The sequence below is a fragment of the Stenotrophomonas sp. GQ19 genome, assembly GCF_059758695.1.
This window is the reverse complement of record NZ_JCAXES010000005.1, coordinates 79,033-99,981: the sequence shown is the minus strand read 5'-3', so window position 1 is coordinate 99,981 and position 20,949 is coordinate 79,033. Positions and strand designations below refer to the sequence as shown.

General features: G+C 69.1%; 17 protein-coding genes. 10 read left to right on the top strand and 7 right to left on the bottom strand.

Features of this window, described 5'->3' with window-relative positions; all coding sequences use genetic code 11:
• The first annotated feature begins 33 nt into the window (after nt 1–33).
• Genes AC6CHL_RS11535 through AC6CHL_RS11525 form a run of 3 tightly spaced genes read left to right on the top strand, consistent with a single transcriptional unit; the run spans nt 34 to nt 1,975 of the window.
• Nucleotides 34–585, top strand: a complete 552-nt coding sequence (locus tag AC6CHL_RS11535) for an HdeD family acid-resistance protein (protein WP_038685691.1) — start codon at nt 34–36, stop codon at nt 583–585.
• A gap of 45 nt (nt 586–630) precedes the next feature.
• Entirely contained in the window at nt 631–1,122 is a 492-nt protein-coding gene (locus tag AC6CHL_RS11530) for a SecDF P1 head subdomain-containing protein (RefSeq protein ID WP_463601907.1), read from the top strand.
• 34 nt (nt 1,123–1,156) lie between these two features.
• Nucleotides 1,157–1,975, top strand: coding sequence for a hypothetical protein (locus AC6CHL_RS11525; protein WP_498294432.1), 819 nt, complete (start codon nt 1,157–1,159; stop codon nt 1,973–1,975).
• 39 nt (nt 1,976–2,014) lie between these two features.
• Here the strand turns inward: AC6CHL_RS11525 and AC6CHL_RS11520 are convergent, their stop codons facing one another.
• The 6 genes from AC6CHL_RS11520 to AC6CHL_RS11495 form a co-directional block, all read right to left on the bottom strand.
• Nucleotides 2,015–3,814, bottom strand: coding sequence for an MFS transporter (locus AC6CHL_RS11520; RefSeq protein WP_498294430.1), 1,800 nt, complete (start codon nt 3,812–3,814; stop codon nt 2,015–2,017).
• A gap of 88 nt (nt 3,815–3,902) precedes the next feature.
• Complete coding sequence (gene nagA / locus AC6CHL_RS11515) at nt 3,903–5,015, bottom strand: N-acetylglucosamine-6-phosphate deacetylase (RefSeq protein WP_447596019.1); 1,113 nt, start codon at nt 5,013–5,015, stop codon at nt 3,903–3,905.
• Nucleotides 5,012–5,788, bottom strand: a complete 777-nt coding sequence (locus AC6CHL_RS11510; protein WP_137190701.1) for a DeoR family transcriptional regulator — start codon at nt 5,786–5,788, stop codon at nt 5,012–5,014. The genes nagA and AC6CHL_RS11510 overlap by 4 nt, the downstream gene beginning before the upstream one ends.
• Before the next feature lie 33 nt (nt 5,789–5,821).
• Nucleotides 5,822–7,150 (bottom strand): D-tagatose-bisphosphate aldolase, class II, non-catalytic subunit, encoded by a 1,329-nt coding sequence (locus AC6CHL_RS11505; RefSeq protein ID WP_498294428.1) that lies wholly within the window; start codon nt 7,148–7,150, stop codon nt 5,822–5,824.
• Nucleotides 7,151–7,186: 36 nt separating this feature from the next.
• Entirely contained in the window at nt 7,187–8,134 is a 948-nt protein-coding gene (locus AC6CHL_RS11500; protein WP_498294426.1) for an ROK family protein, read from the bottom strand.
• Nucleotides 8,127–9,284: an SIS domain-containing protein gene (locus AC6CHL_RS11495; RefSeq protein ID WP_498294425.1), complete on the bottom strand. Its 1,158-nt coding sequence runs from the start codon at nt 9,282–9,284 to the stop codon at nt 8,127–8,129. Before AC6CHL_RS11495 ends, AC6CHL_RS11500 begins: the two co-directional genes overlap by 8 nt.
• Nucleotides 9,285–9,646: 362 nt before the next feature.
• Here AC6CHL_RS11495 and AC6CHL_RS11490 point away from each other — a divergent pair, with 362 nt between their 5' ends.
• From AC6CHL_RS11490 to AC6CHL_RS11475, 4 genes are all read left to right on the top strand, one after another.
• Nucleotides 9,647–12,973, top strand: coding sequence for a TIM-barrel domain-containing protein (locus AC6CHL_RS11490; RefSeq protein WP_498294423.1), 3,327 nt, complete (start codon nt 9,647–9,649; stop codon nt 12,971–12,973).
• Nucleotides 12,974–13,110: 137 nt separating this feature from the next.
• Nucleotides 13,111–16,083 carry a TonB-dependent receptor domain-containing protein gene (locus AC6CHL_RS11485; RefSeq protein WP_463601901.1) on the top strand — a complete coding sequence of 991 codons (2,973 nt, stop codon included), beginning with the start codon at nt 13,111–13,113 and terminating at the stop codon, nt 16,081–16,083.
• A gap of 53 nt (nt 16,084–16,136) precedes the next feature.
• Nucleotides 16,137–17,492, top strand: a complete 1,356-nt coding sequence (locus AC6CHL_RS11480) for a Gfo/Idh/MocA family protein (protein ID WP_038685707.1) — start codon at nt 16,137–16,139, stop codon at nt 17,490–17,492.
• 160 nt (nt 17,493–17,652) lie between these two features.
• Nucleotides 17,653–18,087 carry a hypothetical protein gene (locus AC6CHL_RS11475; RefSeq protein WP_498294421.1) on the top strand — a complete coding sequence of 145 codons (435 nt, stop codon included), beginning with the start codon at nt 17,653–17,655 and terminating at the stop codon, nt 18,085–18,087.
• Nucleotides 18,088–18,105: 18 nt separating this feature from the next.
• Here the strand turns inward: AC6CHL_RS11475 and AC6CHL_RS11470 are convergent, their stop codons facing one another.
• Nucleotides 18,106–18,468: a hypothetical protein gene (locus AC6CHL_RS11470; protein ID WP_498294419.1), complete on the bottom strand. Its 363-nt coding sequence runs from the start codon at nt 18,466–18,468 to the stop codon at nt 18,106–18,108.
• Nucleotides 18,469–18,539: 71 nt separating this feature from the next.
• On the opposite strand from AC6CHL_RS11470, the gene AC6CHL_RS11465 reads away from it, so the two are divergent.
• Genes AC6CHL_RS11465 through AC6CHL_RS11455 form a run of 3 tightly spaced genes read left to right on the top strand, consistent with a single transcriptional unit; the run spans nt 18,540 to nt 20,793 of the window.
• Complete coding sequence (locus AC6CHL_RS11465) at nt 18,540–19,253, top strand: TonB-dependent outer membrane receptor (RefSeq protein WP_498294418.1); 714 nt, start codon at nt 18,540–18,542, stop codon at nt 19,251–19,253.
• Nucleotides 19,250–19,780 carry an RNA polymerase sigma factor gene (locus AC6CHL_RS11460; RefSeq protein ID WP_241658990.1) on the top strand — a complete coding sequence of 177 codons (531 nt, stop codon included), beginning with the start codon at nt 19,250–19,252 and terminating at the stop codon, nt 19,778–19,780. Before AC6CHL_RS11465 ends, AC6CHL_RS11460 begins: the two co-directional genes overlap by 4 nt.
• Nucleotides 19,777–20,793 carry a FecR family protein gene (locus AC6CHL_RS11455; protein ID WP_498294416.1) on the top strand — a complete coding sequence of 339 codons (1,017 nt, stop codon included), beginning with the start codon at nt 19,777–19,779 and terminating at the stop codon, nt 20,791–20,793. Before AC6CHL_RS11460 ends, AC6CHL_RS11455 begins: the two co-directional genes overlap by 4 nt.
• The last annotated feature ends 156 nt before the right edge of the window (nt 20,794–20,949 follow it).

Below are 20,949 nucleotides of genomic sequence, written 5' to 3'. Positions count from 1 at the left end.
GCCAGTCCCCCCTCCCTGCATGGAGAGCTGCCCATGAACATTCCGGTATCGCCTGTGGTGTCGCTGGTTGCCCGTAGCTGGTGGGTGCTGCTGCTGTACGGCCTGGTCGCGCTGGTGTTTGGCGCGGTGGCCATCCTGCAGCCGCTTGCGGCCGCCACCGCGCTGGCATGGGCGATCGGCGTGATGGCCGTGGTGGAGGGCGTGATCAGTCTGGTTGCACTGTTCGGCGGCAACAGCGGGGTATCGCGCGGTTGGCTGGCGGTGTACGCGCTGGCATCGCTGGTGTTCGGCGTGCTGGCGGTGATCAATCCGTTGGCCACGGCCAGCGTGCTGGTACTGCTGCTGGCGGTGTGGCTGATCGTGGCCGGCATCCACCGCATCGTGTTCGCGGTGCGCGTGCGCCGCCACATCCAGGGCGAATGGCTGCTGATTCTCAGCGGCGTGCTGGCGATCGTGCTGGGCGCCCTGCTGGTGGCCAACCCGCTGGCCGGTGTCGCCGTCACCACCTTGTGGATCGGAATCGGCAGCCTCATCTATGGCGTACTGCAGGTGGTGGTGGCGTTCCGCCTTCGCCGCCTGCGCTGACCGGTGCCGGGCCAGGCCCGCACCCCCCAACAAGGAGGAGGGCGTATGCGCAGGATGTTTCTTGCCGTGATGTTGCTGGCCGGCACGGTCGGCCTGGCCGGTTGCCAGCAGATCCACCAGGTGTTCGATCCCCCCTCCTCGGCGGCACCGTTGCCGCAGGCCCGCATCCAGATGCGCGAAGTGGACGAGCACGGCAGCGCCGCTGCCACCCTGTTGAAGGACGAGAACGGACGCCCGCTGGCCGTGCTGGAACCGGCGTTCATCACCACCGCCGATATCGCATCGGTCGCGCTGGACCGCAACACGCAGGGCGGCGAGCCGCTGCTGAGTCTGACCATGACCGACGCCGCCGCGCCGCGCATCCAAGCCGCCACCGAGGCCCGCATTGGCCGCCGGGTGGCCTTCAGCGTTGGCGAGAAGGTGCTGTCGGTGGCCACCATCCAGGGGCCGTTCGGCAAGGGCATGCAGGTGTCCGGCCTGGGCGATGCCACCCAGGCACAGCGCATGTACACCGAAATCACCGGGAAAACGCCCTGAGCAGAGGGCACTGCGGCGGAAAGGAGTCTGCTCAATGCGCACATCAACGTGGTGGGTCGGCCTGGTAATCACCCTGGCGGCGCTATCGGCACGCGCCAGCGAACCGTGCCGCTGGCCGGCGGCGATGCCGTCGCCCGCCGTGGTGCTGGTGGGTGAGGTACATGGCACCGACCAGGCGCCGGCCTTCGTGGGCCAGTTGGCCTGCGCCGCCTCGGCCGACGGCACGGCGGTGACCGTTGCGCTGGAAATCAGCGCCCGGGAACAGCCGCGGCTGGACGCCTACCTCGCGTCGGCGGGCACCCCGGCCGCGCGGGCGGCGGTGCTGGCCGGCCCGTTCTGGACCCGATCCACCCAGGACGGGCGGTCCAGCACCGCGATGCTGGCGTTGCTGGAACGGCTGCGCCGATTGAATGCCGACGGCCGCCGCATCGCGGTGATCGCAGTGGACGAGGAACGCATCGGTGCCCGCGATGTGGGCATGGCCGAGCAGATCACGCGTGCGGTGCAACCCGGCCGGCGCGTGATTGCGCTGCTGGGCAACGTGCATGCCAGCCAGCGGTTGGGGCGGCCGAACCTGCCCGACTATGCGCCGGCGGGCTATCTGCTGCGTGCGCTCGCACCGCTGGGCGTACGCGTGGGTGCCCACGGCGGTGCGGCGTGGGTGTGCGCGCCGGTGTGTGGGGTACGCGCGTTTGGCCAGCAGCGCGTGGGCGGCGCGCCGATCGGGTATGCCGCTGGCGACCGTGCGCAGTCGGGGTATGACGGTGATTACACCGTGCCAGTGTATACCGCGTCGCTGCCCGCCGTTGGGACGGTCGGGCAGGCGGCCGGGCAGAGCCCGGCGCTACGGTAGGGCAGGCAGTGGCAGCCGGGCAGGGCCCGGCGCCAGGGGTCAGCGGAAGTTGGCTTCGATCTGTTCCAGCGACTTGCCCTTGGTTTCCGGCAGCCAGAACGCGGCGATCAGGAAGTACAGCAGCGTGCACGCTGCCCAGAAGAAGAACATGCTGGCGTAGCCGTGGTGGCCCACGGTGGGCAGGAAGATCGCGGCGATCACGGTGGACACGAACTGGTTGATCAGCAGGGCGATGCTCATGCCGTTGGAGCGGATGCGGGTGGGCATCAGTTCGGACAGCGCCAGCCATACGCACACGCCCGGACCCACCGCGAAGAACGCCACGAACAGCAGGATGCAGCCGGCCACCAGCCAGCCGTGGGTGGGCGAGGGCACCGGGCCAATCATCGCGCGCTCGATCACCAGCGGCGCCTGTGCGGCGTGGGCGGGATCGGGGAAGGGGTTGAAGTGCAGCCGGCGGAAGAACGCGCCGATCACGCTGTCGGCCGACACCGCGTCTTCCCGGCGGATCTGCAGCGAGGCATCGATCGGGTTGTCGCTGCGCAGCGAGCGCACGTTGCTGAAACCGCCGTACGCATACGACACGGTGAGCTGCTGCGGGGCGTCGCCGGCGTTGCGGTCCAGGCGGTGCCACTGGGCCGCATCCAGCGGCAACGACAGGCTGCTGCCGGCCACCTGCTGTTGCAGCTGCGCCTGCACGTCCAGCCGCCCGTGCTCGCTTTTGACGAACAGCAGCGCGGCGGCCAGCAGGGCCACGGTGATGCCACCGGTGCCCAGCATCAGCAGGAACTTGCGGCCCTTGCGGTCCACCAGCACCAGCGCCACCACGGTCATCACCGCGTTGAGCAGCTTGATGGCCACGTCGGCGCCATTGGCCACCGACCCGGGCAGGCCGGCCTGGTTGAGGATGTTGACCGCATAGGCCAGCACCGAGTTGATGCCGGTGGCCTGGGTGAAGGCCAGCACCAGGCAGGCCAGCACGAACGGCCATACATAGCGACGGCTGAGCAGCGGGTCACGCTTGCCGCTGGCGCCGGTCTGCACGGCATCCGGTGCCAGGATGCGCTGCAGGGTGGGTTCGACGTCGCTTGCCGCCACCGTGCGCTGCAGGGCAGCCCGCGCCTTATCGATACGGCCACGGCGTACCAGCCAGCGCGGCGATTCGCTGATCAGCAGCACGCCGCCGGTGAACACGAGCCCCGGCAGCAGGCAGGTCCAGAAGATGGTGCGCCATGCGTGGTCCTTGACGTCGAACAGCAGGCGCTGCTGTTCGGCAACCGGCAGCTGGCGCACCGCCTCGGTGGCCGCGTCCACCGCATGGGCGTGGTACAGGCCGATCAACGCAGCCAGCACCAGCCCGATGGTCAGCAGCAGCTGGAACATCGCCGCGCCACGGCCGCGTCGTTCGGGGCTGAGCACTTCGGCCAGGTACAGCGGCACCACCACGCCGATCAGGCCGCCGCTGATGCCCTGCAGCAGCCGCCCCATCAGCAGCGCGGCGTAGCCGTCGGACAGCGCCATGATCGGAATGCTGGCGGTGAACAGCACGCCGGCCACGAACATCGCGCCTCGTCGGCCGATGAGGTCGGCCACCATGCCGGCGAACAGCGACGACAGCACGCTGCCCAGCAGCACCGCGGCCACCACGAAGCCCAGTTGCTGGCTGGTGAGGTGCCAGCTGGCGGTGGCGGTGGCCTCCAGGTAGGGCAGGGCGCCGGCGATGATGCCGATGTCGATGCCGTAGAGCAGGCCGCCCATGCCCCCCATGAACAGCAGGTAGCGGATTGGCCAGCGCGGGGCGTCGGCGGTGGGAACGGCAGTGGCGGCGGCGGTGGTCATCTACGCGTTCCTGGAAAGACGGGAAGAGGGGGCGGCGCCAGCAGCCGGGCCTGGCGAAGGTTGGCTGCTGGCCGGGCAGCGCCCGGCATTACAGGGGGATCGGGTGGCCGGTGACGAAGACCTGCTGCAACTGCAGTGCGGCATCCAGTACCACCAGGTCCGCGCGCGCGGCCGGGGCGATGCTGCCGCGATCGTCCAGGCCCAGGTACTGGGCCGGGAAGGTGGACACGCGCTGCGATGCATCGGCCAGCTCCAGCCCCACCTGCACCAGGTTGCGCAGGGCCTGGTCCATGGTCAGTGCGCTGCCGGCCAGTGAACCGGTGGCCAGGCGCACGCAGCCGCCGCACTTGTGCACGCGCTGCTCGCCGAGCGCGTACTCGCCGTCGGGCATGCCGGTGGCGGCGGTGGCGTCGGTCACCGCATACAGGCGCGGAATCGCGCGTGCGGCCAGCCGGATCACGCCCGGGTGCAGGTGCTGCAGGTCCGGGATGATCTCGGCGTATTGCGCATGCGCCAGGGCGGCGGCGGCAATGCCGGGGCGGTAGTGGTCCACGCCGGTCATGCCGTTGAACAGGTGGGTGAAGCCGGAGGCACCGGCCTGCAACGCGGCCACGCCGTCTTCGTAGGTGCCGGCGCTGTGGCCCAGCTGCACGCGGATGCCCAGTGCGCACAGCGCGGGAATCAGGGCGGTGTGCGCGCCGATCTCCGGGGCCAGTGTCATCACCCGGATCGGTGCCAGCGCATGCAGCTGCTGCACCAGCGCCAGCGTCGCCTCCAGCGTGCGGTTGGGCTGCGCGCCCAGCCGCTGCGGGCTGATGAACGGGCCTTCCAGGTGCACGCCGGCGATGCAGGCGGCCGCGGCGTCGGGGGCGGCCATGGTGGCGGCAACGCCCTGCAGCGCATGGGCGATCTCGTCCAGGCCGGCGGTCATGGTGGTGGCCAGCAGCGTCGTGGTGCCAAAACGCGCGTGGGTGCGGGCGATGGTGCGGGCGACGTCGCCGCCCTGCATCAGGTCCACGCCGGCCGCGCCATGCACGTGCAGGTCGATGAAGCCGGGCAGGATCACCGGCAGCTGCGGATCATCGGCGCCGCTGTGGTCGTCCACCTGCAGCTGCCGGATATGGGTGTCGAAGTGCACGTGGCCGCGGCGCCACCCCAGCGGGGTGAGGATGCGGCCGTAAAGGGAGCGGGTCTGGGTCACGCGGGGGACTCGGCGATGATCACTTCGATGCCCAGCCGCTGCAGCCCTTCCAGGTACTCGGCGTCGATGCTGGCGTCGGTGATGACGGTGTGGACCTGGTCCAGCCGCGCGATGCGGTGCAGGCTGACCCGGCCGAACTTGGAGGCATCGGTGAGCACCACGATGCGGCGTGCGCGCTCGACCATGCGGTGGTTGAGGCTGGCTTCGGCCTCGTGGTGGGTGGTGAGGCCGAACTGCAGGTCCAGGCCGTCCACGCCCAGGAACAGGGTGTCGAAACTGTAGGTGTTGAGGCTGGCTTCGGCCTGGCTGCCCTGCAGCGACAGCGACTGCTTGCGCAGCAGGCCGCCGGTGAGCAGCAGTTCCACGCCCGGTGCGTTGGCCAGTTCCCAGGCGATGTTCAGCCCGTTGGTCATCACCGTCACGTCGCGGTGCCCGCGCAGGTGACGGGCCAGGGTCATCGTGGTGGAGCCGGAGTCGATGATGATGTTGTCGCCGGCCTTGACCAGCCCGGCCGCGTGCGTGCCAATGCTGTCCTTCACCGGCAGGTTCAGGGCGTCCTTTTCGTGGATGTCCTGTTCCTGCGGCGGGGTGCGCACCAGGGTGGCGCCGCCATGGGTACGCGTGGCCAGGCCCTGCGATTCGATGTGGGTCAGGTCGGCGCGGATGGTCACCGCCGACACGCCGAAACGCGCGACCAGCTCGCTGACCTGCACGTTGCCGTGCTCGACCAGCAACTGCAGGATCTGTTGGCGACGCTGGCGGGTATTGCGCATGGGGGCGATTCCGTTCGGAAGGAAAGCCGAAGCTTACCGTTCCGAAAGCTCCGTGGCCCGGGAAGTTTCGTTATTGGCCCCTGCGCGGTTGCGATTGCAGGCGCGGGCGTACTCGCCCAGCCGTTCGGCCACCTTGTGCTGGATCAGCGCCAACGGCTCGGCTGTCAGCTCGCCGGCTTCGATGGCCAACTGCTGGTTGGGCAGGAACTGGCTGAGCAGGATCTGCGGCGGCGCGTGCTGGCGCAGGTTGGCCACCAGCGTCTGCAGTGCGGCCACCACGGCCGGCTCGCCCCAGTAGTAGCGGCTGCGGTCGCTCAGCGAATAGGCGCGCAGCAACCGCAGTTCGCGTTCGTCGCCCTGGTAGTAGCTGCGCCAGCTGCCCGGCTTGTCGCGCATGCACTGGTCGAGCACGGCGATCACGTTGGAACACTGCGCCGCCGGCAGCAGCTCGGCTTCGATCATGGCCAGGGCGAACACCGCTTCGCGGAACGCATAGGTGGCGGCCGGGCCAACCTTGAGGATGGCGAAGTGGTCGCGCACCAGCGCGTGCAGGCCGGCTTCGGTCTGGTAGTCGGTGGAGTGCGCCTCGAACACGATGCGCGGCTGCGCGTCAACAAACGCCGACAACGCGCGCGCTGCGGACGGGTCGTAGTAGTGCACGCTGCTGTGGTCGAAATCGACGCCGGGCTGCACCACCATCGCAATCACGCGCTCCCATGCCGGCAGGAGGTCCGGGGCGGAAAACGCCTCGCGGTGGATGGCCAGGGTGGTGGCTGCCGCCGCCGGCGTGGTGACCTGCAGGCCACCGGCCAGCGAGGCTTCGCCGCCGGGGATCGGGACTTCAGTGCCGATCACGTACACCGGCGGCGGCAGGCCGTGCGCGGCGGCGGTGCGCTCGGCGATGCGGGCCAGCTCGGCCGAGCGCGCCGCCACCACCGCATCGGGCAGCGGGGTGGGGTCATCGACGCAGGACATGCTGCAGTCCAGATGGATCTTGTGGAAGCCTGCGGCCACGTACGCTTCGATCAGCGTGCGCGCGTTGGCCATCGCTACCTCGGCCGGGCCCTTCTGCCACGCATTGGGGCCCAGGTGATCGCCGCCGAGCACCAGCCGCTCGGCCGGGAAGCCCGCATCGCGCGCCAGTTGGAGCACGTAGTCGCGGTACTGCGGCGGGGTCATGCCGGTGTAGCCACCGAACTGGTCCACCTGGTTGGAGGTGGCCTCGATCAGCAGCAGGGTGTCGTAGCGCTGGGCGACCTGCATGGCCGCCAGCAGCACCTGTTCATTGCTGCAGCACACGCTGTACAGGCCCACGGGATGGCCCTGGCGATGGGCGGCGATCAGCGATTGGATGGCAGACATGGCAACTCCGGAAACAAGCGGTGCAACAAAGGGGTATCAGCAGGCAGGGAGGTGCTGGCGGGCCAGCAGCGCCGCGCCACGCGCACCGCCGGCATCGCCGAAGGTGGGCGGCAGGATCGGCGGCACGCGCACCCCCTGGAACAGGTAGGGAACGATTGCGGCGGGCAGGTCGTGGTACAGCTGCTCCAGCTTGGACAGGCCGCCACCCAGCACGATCACGTGCGGGTCGATGGCCAGGATCAGGTTGGCAAAGCTGTAGCCCAGCAGGTCGCGGTGGATCGCCAGCGCCTGCGTGGCGACGGCATCGCCGGCGTGGGCCAGCGCCACCACGGCGGTGGCGTCCACGGCGTCACCGCCGCGGCCTTCGTGGATCAGCGCCAAGCCATTGCCGGACACGTAGCGCTCCAGGCAACCGCGCAGGCCGCACGCGCAGGGCAGCACCGGCAGCGCGTGGCGTTGCAGCAGGGTGGCCGGAATGCTCCAGTGCCCCCACTCGCCGGCGATGCCGTTGGCACCGGTGAGCAACTGGCCACCCACGCAGAAACCGCCGCCGGCGCCGGTGCCGAGGATCGCGCCGAACATGCTCGGGTACCCCGCGCCCGCGCCGCCGTGGGCCTCGCTCAGGGCGAAGCACTGCAGGTCGTTGCCGAACTGCAACGGCCGGTGCAGCCTGGCCTGCAGGTCTTCGCCCACCAGGCGGCCGGTGAGGCTGGGCACGTTCGCGCTCAGCTGGCGCCCGGTGCTGCGGTCGCGCACGCCCGGCAGGCCGATACCGATGGCACGGCACGCGCCGCCCAGCGTGCGGTCGGCGCTGTGCACCAGCCCGGTGATCGCCTGCAGGAAGGTGTCGTAGTCCTGCGTGGGCGTGGTCACCCGCTCACGGTGCAGTTCGCGCAGGGTGGCGTCGTAGGCCACCAGCTCGATCTTGGTGCCACCAACGTCGATGCCGTACCAGCACTGCATGGGCATGCCCTGCTCAGCCATGGGAATGGATGGTCACGCCCTGCACGACCCGGTTCACGGTGCCGTCGGGGAAGGGGTTGTCCGGGGTCATGCCCAGCGCCGCCGAACACTGCAGCGCATAGCACTGCGGCATCAGCAGCCACAGCGGGGCCAGCCAGCTGTCGTCCAGCGTGGGTGCGTCGAGCACGAAGTCGCCGTCGGCGCGGTCATCGCCATCGGGACCCACCGAGATCACCCGTGCGGCGATGCCATCGCCACGCAGTTCGTCCAGCAGGTCCTGTTCGTAGCGGCGCGACAGCGGCTGCGCGCTGCGCAGCATCACCACCAGGGTGTCGCCATTGAGCGTGGACTTGGGACCGTGGCGGAAGCCGAGCGGGGTGTTGGACAGCGCCAGCACCTGGCCGGCGGTGAGCTCGAGCACCTTCAGCGCCGCTTCGCGGGCCAGTGCTTCCAGCGGGCCGCTGCCCAGGTAGATGACGCGCGAATACGCGGCCTGGGCCAGCGTGCCCACGGCACCGTCCCACGCCTGCAGGCCACGTTCGCCGTGGCTGGCCAGGCTGCGCAGGCGCTGCACGCGCTGCGGCCACGGCGCGCTGTCGAACACGCTCAGCGCGGCCAGCAGCATGCTGCTCAGGCTGCTGGTCATGGCAAAGGCGCGGTCGCAGCTGGGCGGCGGCATCAGCAGCGACAGCGTATCGCTGCGGCCATGGCCACGCCGGGCCAGTTCGCCGTCGGCATTGCAGGTGATGTCCAGGAAGCGCGCGTCGTCGACCCGGTCGCGCACCAGTTCCACCGCCGCCACGCTTTCCGGGCTGGAGCCACTGCGCCCGAACGACACCAGCAGGGTCGGGCGGTCGCGGCGCAGGTACAGCGCCGGGTGGGTGAGCAGGCTGGTGGTGTGGAGCGCGCGGACCTCGGCGGGCCACTGCGCATTGATGTGGTCGGCCACCATTTCGGCGATGAAGCCCGAGCTGCCGGCACCGGTGAAGATCACCAACTGGCCGGGCTGGCGCAGTGCCTCCCCAAGGAAGCGGTCGATGCGCGCCTGCGCGTCATCGAGGAGGTCGGCCAGGGCAGTCCACATGCGCGGCTGCTGGGCGATTTCTTCGGCGGTATAGGCGCCGCCAAGGCGCTGCCACGCGGGCAAGTCGGTAAGCACAGAAGCGTCCATTCGCAATTCCTGTTGGGCGACCGCACCTTCTGCGTTTTCTTTCGAAATGTCAAATATCGAAAGATAAAGAAAAGCTAGGGCGGTCACAGTTTTTACGAATCGATCGGGTCGACCGCAGGGCGCTCCCCCACGGATGCCGCACCGCAGCAAGGTTTCAGGCGGCAACAATCGCGTATTCAGCCGCCATATAGAAAGCAGCTCCAGTCATATCTTTCGTTTTAAAGAAAATATCCTTCCTTTTTCTTTGCAATTTGTTGACATCTTTCGAGACCCTGCCCTAGAGTCGGCCGCACTGGTTTCAGATTCCCGCTGACCGCGGGCTTGGGGGCAAGGTGGAATCCCGGTTTCGACGTACTGGCCTGATGGTGGCCCTGCTGTCCGCGTTGGCGGCGGCACCGGCCGTGGCCGAGCCCCTGGGCAACCTGGCCCGTATCAGCGCTGCTCCCAACAAGGACGGCAGCCCCGGCTGGGATATCCGCACCGACAACGGCATGCTGCTGCGCGTGGACCTGCTGGGCGAGGACATGCTGCGCGTGCAGGCCGGACGCAACGGCACGCTCAGCGGCGCCGGCGACAAGGCCGCCCCGATCGTGGTGCCGCAGCCGGCCGCGAAGTTGGCCGCCCAGCTGGAAGAAGACGGCACCGAAGTACGCATCCGCACCGCTTCGCTGGTGTTGCACATCCAGCGCCAACCGCTACGCCTGGCGCTGGACCGCCGCGACGCAGACGGCGCGGTGCCGCTGTGGCGCGAGCTGCAGCCATTGGACCTGGGCAAGGACCAGAGCGTGCAGGTGCTGTCCAGCGACGCCGACGAACACTTCTTCGGTGGCGGCCAGCAGAACGGCCGCTTCGCCTTCAAGGGCCGCGAACTGGAGGTGTCCTATTCCGGTGGCTGGGAAGAGGGCGACCGCCCCAACCCCGCGCCCATGCTGCTGAGCGCACGCGGCTGGGGCATGCTGCGCAACACCTGGAGCGATGGCACCTACGATCTGCGCCAGGCCGACCAGGCCACGCTGCTGCACCGCGAAGACCGCTTCGATGCGTACTACTTCGTCGGCCCCAGCCTGCACACGCTGCTGGATCGCTACACCGCACTGACCGGCCGCGCCGGCCTGCTGCCGCGCTGGGCGTTTTCCTATGGCGACGCCGACTGCTACAACGATGGCGACAACATCAAGAAGCCCGGCAGCGTGCCCGATGGCTGGAGCGACGGTCCCACCGGCACCACCCCCGACGTGGTGGACAGCGTGGCCAAACAGTACCGCGACCACGACATGCCCGGTGGCTGGATCCTGCCCAACGATGGCTACGGCTGCGGCTACAAGAAGCTGCCCGAGACCGTGCAGGGCCTGGCGAAGTACGGCTTCAAGACCGGCCTGTGGACCGAGAACGGCGTGGACAAGATTGCCTGGGAAGTGGGCACCGCCGGCAGCCGCGTGCAGAAGCTGGACGTGGCCTGGACCGGCAAGGGCTACCAGTTCGCGATGGACGCCAACCAGTCCGCGTTCAACGGCATCCTGCACAACTCCGATTCGCGCCCGTTCCTGTGGACGGTGATGGGCTGGGGCGGCATCCAGCGCTACGCGGTGGCCTGGACCGGCGACCAGAGCAGCAGCTGGGATTACATCCGCTGGCACATTCCCACCCTGGTCGGCTCGGGGCTCTCGGGCATGGCCTACGCCAGTGGCGATGTGGATGCGATCTTCGGCGGCAGCGCTGAAACCTTCACCCGCGACCTGCAGTGGAAGAGCTTCACCCCGGTGCTGATGGGCATGTCCGGCTGGTCGGGCAACGCCCGTAAGCACCCGTGGTGGTTCGACGAGCCTTACCGCAGCGTCAACCGCGACTACCTCAAGCTGAAGATGCGCATGACCCCGTACATGTACGGGCTGGCGCATGACGCGGCCACCACCGGCGCGCCGCTGCTGCGCGCGCTGATGTGGGACTACCCGCAGGACCCGCAGGCCTACACTGAAGCCTACAAATACCAGTTCCTGCTCGGCCGCGAACTGTTGATCGCGCCGGTGTACCGCAGCCAGGCGGCCAGCCGTGGCTGGCGCCGTGACATCCACCTGCCGCAGGGCCGCTGGATCGACTACTGGGATGGCCGCCAGCTGCAGGCCGGTGCGAACGGTCGCACCCTGGACCGCGCCGTGGACCTGGCCACGATCCCGGTGTTCGTGCGGGCCGGCGCGATCATTCCGATGTACCCGGACATGCTCTACGACGGGCAGAAGCCGCTGGATGAAGTCACCTTCGACCTGTACCCGCAGGGCGATGCGCAGTACACCCTGTACGAAGACGACGGCAACACCCGGCGCTACGAGAAGGGCGAATCCAGCACCCAGCAGGTCACCGTCACAGCTCCCACGCAGGGCACGGGCCCGGTGCAGGTCGCCATCGGTGCGGTGCAGGGCCAGTACGCCGGCCAGCTGCCGCAACGCCGCTACGCATTGCGCGTGCTCAGCCGCCAGCGCCCCACCGCGGTCACCCTGGGCGAGCGCGCGCTGCCGATGCTGGCCGACAAGGCGGCGTGGCAGGCGGCCAGCGAAGGCTGGTACTTCGATGGCGCCGAGCGTCGCGGCACGCTGCATGTACGCACCGCACCCACCGACATCCGCCAGCCGCTGGCGCTGCAGCTGGCCCTGCCGGTAGCCGCCGCCGTTGCGGACGACGCGTACCCCGCCGCGCCGGAACTGGGCCGCGCACTGCCGTCGGACAGCCTGCTGGTGGTCAACCGCCCGGCCGAAGAGCAGGGCTACGAACTGGAAAAGGCCTTCGATGACGACCCGGCCACCTGGTTCCGCACGGTGCGCAACCAGGCGGTGAAGACCGGCGCGCACGAATGGGTGCTCGGCTTCGGCGAACGCAAGCTGATCGACGGCATCGAGCTGGCGCCGCGCAACGACCCGCACTGGAAGAACGGCCAGATCCGCGACTACGAGATCTACCTGGCCGACAGCAATGGCGAGTGGGGCGAACCGGTCAAGCGTGGCCGCCTCACCCTGCAGCAGGGCACGCAGCAGATCGACTTCCCCGCCCACGCCGGCCGCCTGCTGCGCTTCCGTGTGCTGAGCACGCAGAACCCCGACGGCGACGGTGCCGGCGCCAGTGATCCGATGGTGACCGCCGCGCAGGGCAGCGTGGCCCGTGCGGTGGATGCGCTGCAGCCGCGCGACGTTGGCCCCATCGTGCTGTCCAGCTTCCATGTGCTGGAACATCCGCAGCCCACCACGCCCGCCCAGCAGCTGTACGTGTCTGCGCTGACGCTGCCGGCCGCGCTGCAGGCAAGCGTGGCCAGCGACCACGCCTTTGGCGGCCAGGCGGCATTGCGCATGAACGGCCTGCTGTTCCGCCGCGGCCTGGGGGTGAATGCCAACAGCCGCATCGACCTGAAGCTCACCGGCAGCTGGCGCCTGCTGCGCGCCGATCTCGGCATCGATGACCAGTGCCGCGCCGCCGGTGGCATGCAGTTCCAGGTGTGGGGCGACAACCGGCTGCTGTATGACAGCGGCCTGGTCAAGGCGCCCGGCGTGGTCAAACCGGAGCTGGACGTGCGCGGCCTGCATACCTTGAGCCTGCGCACGCTGGGCGCGCAGGGCGACCACCCCGCGCAGGTCTGCGGCAACTGGGCCAACGCCGCGCTGATCGGACAGGAGGGCGATACCGCCAGCATCGTGTCGCCGTAACCGACGCAACACGCTTTCAAAAAAACAGCTCTCTCCGTTTCCCGTCTGCGGCCGTGTGGCCGCGGCACGGGGGACGTTTGCCCGAAAACACCCATCCACCGCCAGCCCCACGCTGCGGATCGAACAAGGAGACAAAGATGTTGACCGAACGCCATCGCCATCGCTGCATCCCCGCTACCCCCTTGTCCATCGCACTGGGCCTGGCCCTTGCCGTGGTCGGCAACGCCGGTGCGCAGGAGGCCGCGCCCGCTGCCAAGGCCACCGAGCTGCAGCGCATTGAAGTGACCGGCTCCAACATCCGCCGCAGCGACGTGGAAACCGCCTCGCCGGTGCAGGTGATCAGCAAGCAGGACATCGAGAACATGGGCGCGCGCACGCTGCTGCAGGTGCTCGACAACCTGCCCGCCGCGCGGCCAGCCCAGCAGGATTCCCGTTCGCTGTTCACCGGTTCCGACGGCGCCTCGCAGGCCAACCTGCGCGGCCTCGGCGCGCAGGGCACGCTGGTGCTGCTGAACGGCCGTCGCCTGTCGTACTACGGCGCGCCCGCCGGCTTCCAGACCCAGTTCGTCAACATCGATGCGATTCCCGCCGCGGCGATCGAACGCATGGAAGTGCTCACCGACGGCGCCTCGGCGGTGTACGGTACCGACGCGGTGGCCGGGGTGATCAACGTGATCACCAAGCGCTCCTACCAGGGCGCCGAGATCAACCTCACCACCGACAAATCGTCGCGCATCAGCTCCTACGGCGAACACCAGGGCAGCATCACCGCCGGCTTCGGCGACCTGGATGAAGACCGCTACAACGTATACGCCTCGGTCAACCTGTACCGGCGCGATGCGATTCCGTTGAGCGACTTCTACGACAAGCGCCCGTCCCAGTACTACGTCAACAATCCCAACTACCTGCCCAACCTGCGCCTGGGCACCGGCAGCAAGCCGGGCGAGTTCAACCCGGGCAGCTACTTCGCCTTCGACCCGGTCACCGGTCGCCGCGTGCAGGAAGCCGCGCCGGGCTGCAACAACGTGCTCACCAGTGAAGCGGCCGGCCCGCGCTGTATCTGGGAGACGTGGATGAACAACGAGATCGACGCCGGTGCCAAGTCCGAGCGCAACACCGCCTACGTCAACGCCCACTTCCTGATCGGCGACAGCACCGAGGCGTTCGCCGAAGCGACCTACACCGACATCGACCTGACCGCCAACGGCGGCACCCCCCGTGCCTACGGCACCACCACCGGCAACCCCACCAGCTGGTTCTCGCGCAACACCGGCACCACGGTCAACCAGTTCCTGTACCCGTACCTGGGCCCGAACAACGAATACAACCACGCCTCGCCCGAACTGAAAGCCCTGATGGGAGGCGTGGTGGGCCTGCAATACCTGCTGCAGGACGTGGGCGCCAACCACTTCGGCCAGCGCAACACCGACCAGAGCTACCGCGTGGTGGCCGGCCTGCGGGGCGACGTGGGCGACTGGAACTGGGAAACCGCCTTTGCCACCGCCGGCAGCCACTCGGTGACCTACCAGACCACCAACGTCAACCTGGCCGGCTTCGAGAAGGCGTTTGGCCCGTACAGCGTCGACCCGGGCACCGGGCGGGTGATCATCTCCGACCACCCGGCCTATAAATTCGGCGAATACAGCGAAGCCAACGCGGCGCTGATCCGCGAAGCATTCCCCACCTTCGACATCCAGTCCTGGACCCGCCTGCACACCCTGGACGGCAAGATTGAAGGCCCGCTGTTCCAGATGCCCGCCGGTGAAGTGCGCGCGGCCTTCGGCTTCAATGCCAGCCGCGAAACCTTCTACACCCCCGGCAACCCGGACGCGGCCAACGGCCTGATCACCCAGCAGGGCGGCTCCTGGTTCGACGGCAAGCGCAACACCTACGCGCTGTTCGCCGAAACCGTGGCCCCGCTCACCGAGAAGCTGGAACTGGACGCGGCGCTGCGCGTGGACAAGTACCCCGACTTCAGCGCCAACCTGGCCCCGAAGGTGGGCCTGAAGTACCAGATGTTCGACCAGCTGATGCTGCGCGGCACCTATTCCACCGGCTTCCGTGCCCCCAGCCTGGCCGAATCCGGCAACGGCGGTGTGTTCGCCCAGCTCGGCGGCTACCGGGACGAAGTGCGCTGCAACGAGACCAACGCCATTGCCAACCTGCTGCTGCAATCCCAGCGCGGCGGTGACGTGGACCTGGGCAAGACCCTGCTCAACAGCGACTGCAGCCGTACCGTGGCGCGCATGACCCAGCCCAACCCGGAGCTGAAGCCGGAGAAGGCCAAGATCACCACGCTGGGCTTCGTCTACGAACCCACCGCGTGGCTGTCGGTGTCGGCCGATTACTGGTTCATCTACCGCACCAACGAAATCGTCGCACCCGATTACACCCGCGACGAAGACATCATCTCCTCCACCCGTTCGCCGATCACCGAAGCCGACCGCGCCAACCAGGCGGCGCTGGCGGCCATGTGCGCCGACCCGGCCAGCGGCGTCAGCTGCCCCGGCACGCTGCCCGGTTACAGCACCGGCAACGTGGCCAGCGTGGTGGGGCAGTACAAGAACCGCGGCAAGACCCTGATCGACGGCTTCGACATCGACGCGCGCAGCCGCTTCTCGCTGGGCGAGTGGGGCAACCTGAACATCGGTGTGGCCGCCACCATCGCCAACCGCAACCGCTCCTACCTGGACGACGAAAGCGGCTGGTACTACGGTGACCTGGTGGGGTACTACAACAACCCGCGCCTGCGGGCCACGTTGAACGCCGACTGGAGCTACAAGCAGGTCACCACCAGCATGTTCATCAACTACGTGGGCGGCACCAAGTGGGCGCTCCAGCAGATCGATGAAGAAGACAACAACCCGCAGACCTGCACCGCCGGCTACCTGCCGGTGGAGCAGAGCAAGTGCGACGGCGCCCCGTCGTGGTGGACGGCCAACCTGAGCGTGGCCTGGCGCCCGGACGACCACTGGAACGTGGGCTTCACCGTCAAGAACCTGTTCGACCGCCTGCCGTTCTACGATCCGAACAGCTTCCTGGGCGATTCCAGCGATTACGCGACCATCTTCGGTCGTGGTTACAGTCTGACCGTCGGTTACAAGTTCTGACGGTTCCACCGCGCCGGCCCCCGCCGGCGCGGTCTCAAGAGGAGGAGTGTTCCATGCAACGTAGGGAATTCATCGCGGCCAGCGCCGCCGTCGCCGCCAGCAGCCTGCTGCCGCAGGTACCGGCCTGGGCGCGCGGGCGCAAGGTGCGGCTGGGCCTGATCGGCACGGGTATGCGCGGCCAGGTGCTGCTGAAGGAACTGGTGCGCCGCGACGACGTGGAGGTGGTGGCGCTGTGCGACATCGAACCGATCATGCTCGGCCGCGCCGTGGAGATGGTGGCCAAGGCCGGCAAGCCGGCGCCGAAGACCTACGGCCAGGACCGCGACGTCAATGCCTGGAAGCGCCTGCTGGAACAGCGCGGGCTGGACGGCGTGGTCATCGCCACCCCGTGGGAGTACCACGCCCCGATGGCCATCGCGGCCATGCAGGCCAGGATCGCGGTTGGCTGTGAAGTGGTGGCCGGCATCACCCTGCAGGACCATTGGGACGTGCTCAAGACCCAGCTGTCCACCGGCACCCCGTACATGCTGCTGGAAAACGTCTGCTACCGGCGCGATGTGATGGCCGCGCTGCAGATGGTGCGGCAGGGCCTGTTCGGCGAGCTGGTGCACCTGCAGGCCGGCTACCAGCACGACCTGCGCGGGGTGAAGTTCAACTCGGGCGACCCCAACCAGCCCTATGACAGTGGCGTGGAGTTCGGCGCCAAGGGCTGGTCCGAAGCGCGCTGGCGCACCGAGCACTCGGTCAAGCGCAACGGCGAGCTGTACCCCAGCCACGGCATCGGCCCGTGCGCCATGTACACCGGCATCAACCGCGGCAACCGCTTCACCCACATCAACGCCTTCGCCAGCAAGGCGCGTGGCCTGCACGATTACACCGTCGCCAAGAGCGGCGGCACCACCCACCCCAGCACCAAGGTGGCGTTCAAGCTCGGCGACGTGGTGACCACCACGCTGGCCTGCGAGAACGGCGAAACGATCATCCTGCAGCACGACACCTCGCTGCCGCGCCCGTACTCGATGGGCTTCCGCGTGCAGGGCACCAAGGGCCTGTGGATGGACGTCAACCAGTCCATCCACATCGAAGGCCGCAGCCCGCCGCACAAGTGGGAAGACTTCAAGGCCTACCAGGACCAGTACGAGCACCCGCTGTGGAAGCAGCACGCCGACACCGCCGCCAGCGCCGGCCACGGTGGCATGGACTGGTTCGTGATCCATGCGTTCGTTGAGGCCCTGAAGGCCCGCGCGCCGATGCCGATCGACATCTACGACGCCATCACCTGGAGTGCGATCACCCCGCTGTCGGAGCAGTCCATCGCCAACAGCTTCCAGACGCTGGAATTCCCGGACTTCACCGCCGGGCTGTGGAAGCAGCGCAAGCCGATCTTTGCGTTCGACGGGACGTATTGAGCAACGGCGCACCGACCAACGGTCGGTGCACCCCGACGCCGTCCGCCATCGCACTGTCACGCAGGCTGCGCACAGTACATGCCCACCCGGCCACCGTCGGGCCCCGCAGTACGCGGCGGCGCGCGGTCCGGGTTCATGACACGGTGACGGAGCAAGCGCGATGGGTGTGTGGCAATGGCGGGGCGGCGCCCGCATACGGGGCTGGCTGGTACTGGCAGGGCTGGCTGCGGCCAGCACCGGCAGCACCGCCGAACCTGCGGTGCCCGCCACATGGCAGGCCTATGCCGGCAGCGCCAGCACCGCGCTGGCCGAACGTCTTGCGCGCACCGACGACCCGCGCGTGGTTCGCCTGCAGGCGTTCCTGCAGCAGCACCCCACGACTGCACCGGCCACCCCAGTGGTGGTGAGCCTGTGGATCGACGCCGGCGGCACGGTGATCCGCAGCCAGTTCGCCTCGCTGGGGGATGCGCAGGCCGACGCCGACCTGCGCGCCGTGCTGGACCATGCGCCCCTGCCCGGACCCCCGCCGCCCGGCATGCGCCAGCCGCTGCGCCTGGGGCTGGGGATGCAACCGGCCGAAGCCACCGTTCCTTAGCCACCGTTCCTTAGTCGCTCACGGACGCACCGGTGCGGGCGGCGGGGCAGGCCGTTGTGGTTGGGTGGACACCCCGAAACTGGTGCCCATGCGCTGCTGGGTGGCGGCACGGTTGGCCAGCCCTAGCGCACTGGGCGATTGGCGCACACGCTGTTCGGCGGCCATCGGGGCCGTAGTTGCCGGGGTCGCCGTGGTTGCCGCCGGTGCCAACATCCGGCTCATGCAGGCGTAATCGCGGATCCGCTCGCCATTGACCTCCAGCTCGATGCAGCCGGTGCCATCGGCCGCGTCGCCTGCCCGTGCGGCCGGGCCGTACAGGCCCAGCCACAGCGCGGCACAGGCCAGCACCGCGCACCCCCTGCGTGAAATGTTCTGCATCATGTCTGTCACCGCGCTGCAATGAAGCCGCTCTAACGTGACCGGCTTGGCGTTCTGATGCTGGCGTGTCTTGCATGCAGTTTGATGACACCGGGGCGCGGGCCCGCCCGCGACCGCTGCTGGGGCTGGCGCTGGGGGCGATGTGCAGTGCCGCGCTGGGCCTGTGGCTGCCGTGCGCGGCAGCCGCCGGTGTCGACGACAGCGGCACGCCACGTCGCTTCGACATACCGGCACAACCGTTGCCGCACGCCTTGCAGTCGTATGGGGAGATCACCGGGGTGGCGGTACTGATCGATGCGCATCTGCTGGGTGGGCTGCGCTCCACGCCGGTCCAGGGCACCTTTGCGCCGCTGCCTGCGTTGCAGACCCTGCTGGAAGGCACCGGGTTGGCGCCGCGCTTCGTCGACGGCGCGGCCTTCACTCTGGTTCCCGCCGATGCGGTTGCCGCGGCCGCGCCGTCGGACGCGCCCGCCGCTTCGGCAGGCACGGTGCCGGCACACGCCGCGCGGATCATCCAGCGCTCGCTTGAGCAGGCGCTGTGCGGCACCCGCGCCACGCGCCCGGGCAGCTACCGTGCCGTGCTGCAACTCTGGTTGAATGCCGACCACCGCGTTGAGAAAAGCACCCTGCTGCAGGGCAGCGGCGATACCGCGCGCGACGATGCGCTGCTGGCCCGCGTGCGCGGGCTTGCGCTGCCGGGCCTGCCCAGTGGCCTGCCGCAGCCGATTACGCTGCAGCTGCTGCCGCGCAGCGCGAACGCAACGGTGCCCTGCAAGGGCCCGCCGTGAGCAGCCTGGGCAGCGTGCTGCTGGAACACTACGAGGCGTTCCGCAAGCGCCTGCGGCGGCGGCTCGGCTCGGACGACCTGGCGCTGGATGCGCTGCAGGAAACCTGGCTGCGGGTGGAACGCATGGGCGGCGCACAGCCGCAGCGCAATCCGGTGGCCTACCTGTTCCGGATGGCGGTCAACGCCGCCAGCGATCAGCGCAGCGCCCACGCCCGGGTGCTCACCGGCGCCGAGGTGGAGGCGCTGATGGAAGAGGGCACCGACCACCTGGACCCGGCCACGGTCACCTTTGGCCGTGCGGAGATGAGCGCGCTCACCGATGCACTGCGCGAACTGCCCGCGCGCCAGCGCGCCATCCTGATTGCCGCCCGCGTGGAACATCGCCCCATCGAGGCCATCGCTGCCGAACACGGCGTGTCTGCGCGGATGATCGGCAAAGACCTGAAGAAGGCGCTGCAGCATTGCGCCGCACGGCTGGACCGGCCGCTGGTGCAGCGGTTCGGTCCCGGCGCCGGAAAACCGTCATGACTGGTATGAACCCGCTTGCCTCCACCGTGATTCCGCCCGACCTGCAGCAGCAGGCGCACGACTGGCTGCTGCGCCTGCAGGGCGCGCCCGTCACCCAGGCCGATGCCGATGCCTTCCGGCGCTGGCGTGCGCTCGACCCGCGCCATGCGGCGGCATTCGCGCAGGCGCGTGCCCTGTGGAACGCGCTGGGCCCCGCACTGCAGGCCGGCAACGTCGCCGCGGCACCACCCACCGCCGCCGCGTCGCTGCCATTGCCCGTGCCCACCGCCCACGCGCGCCCGCGCAGCCGGGTCAACCGCACGCGCCGCGCGTTCCTCGGCGGTGCCGTGGCGGCCGCCGCTGGCGGCTGGCTGATGGCGCGCTCGCCGTTGGGCATGTGGCCGGAGATGGACGCGCTGGGGGCCGACTTCCGCACCGCCACCGGCGAGCAGCGCACATTGGAGATCCAGGGTGTCGCGGTGGCCATGGGCACCCGCACCGACCTGCGCCGCGTCGACGGCGGCACCGGCCTGCAACTGGGCCAGGGCGAAGCGCAGTTCAGCGTGCCTGCGCGCGGCAGCGCCGACTTCGCGATCCATGTCGACGGTGCCCGGGTCACGCCGGCCGCCGGCGCGCGGATCAATGTGCGTTGCGTCGGTGCCGACGCGCGCGTCACCTGCCTGGCCGGCAGCGCCACGCTGACGCGCGGCACGCGCACGGTCACGCTGCAGCCGGGCTGGCAGGCGCGCCTGGGCGGCGACCGCATCGCCTCGGTCGCGCAGGTGGCCACCGACCGCATCGACGCGTGGCGCCAGGGCTGGCTGGTGGCCGATGACCAGCCACTGGCCGACGTGGTGGACGAGATCAACCGCTACCGCCCCGGCCGCATCGTCATCACCGGCACGGCGCTGCAGGCGCGGCGGGTGCAGGCGCGCATTCCCCTGCGTGACCTGGACACCTTCATCGACCTGGTCCGCGACGTGTATGGCGCGCGCGTGGTGCACATGCCCGGCGGCGTGGTCCTGCTCGGCTGAGCGCGCCGCGCATCCGTGCGCGATTGCAGCACACCGCGATGACAGCGCGATGACGCGCACGGCACAAATCGCAGTGGCGTCATGTGCAGATGAATTTTTTGTTGCAACGGTTCAGTCGTTGCCACCTATCCGCGTCTTATCCAGCGTAACAAGCGC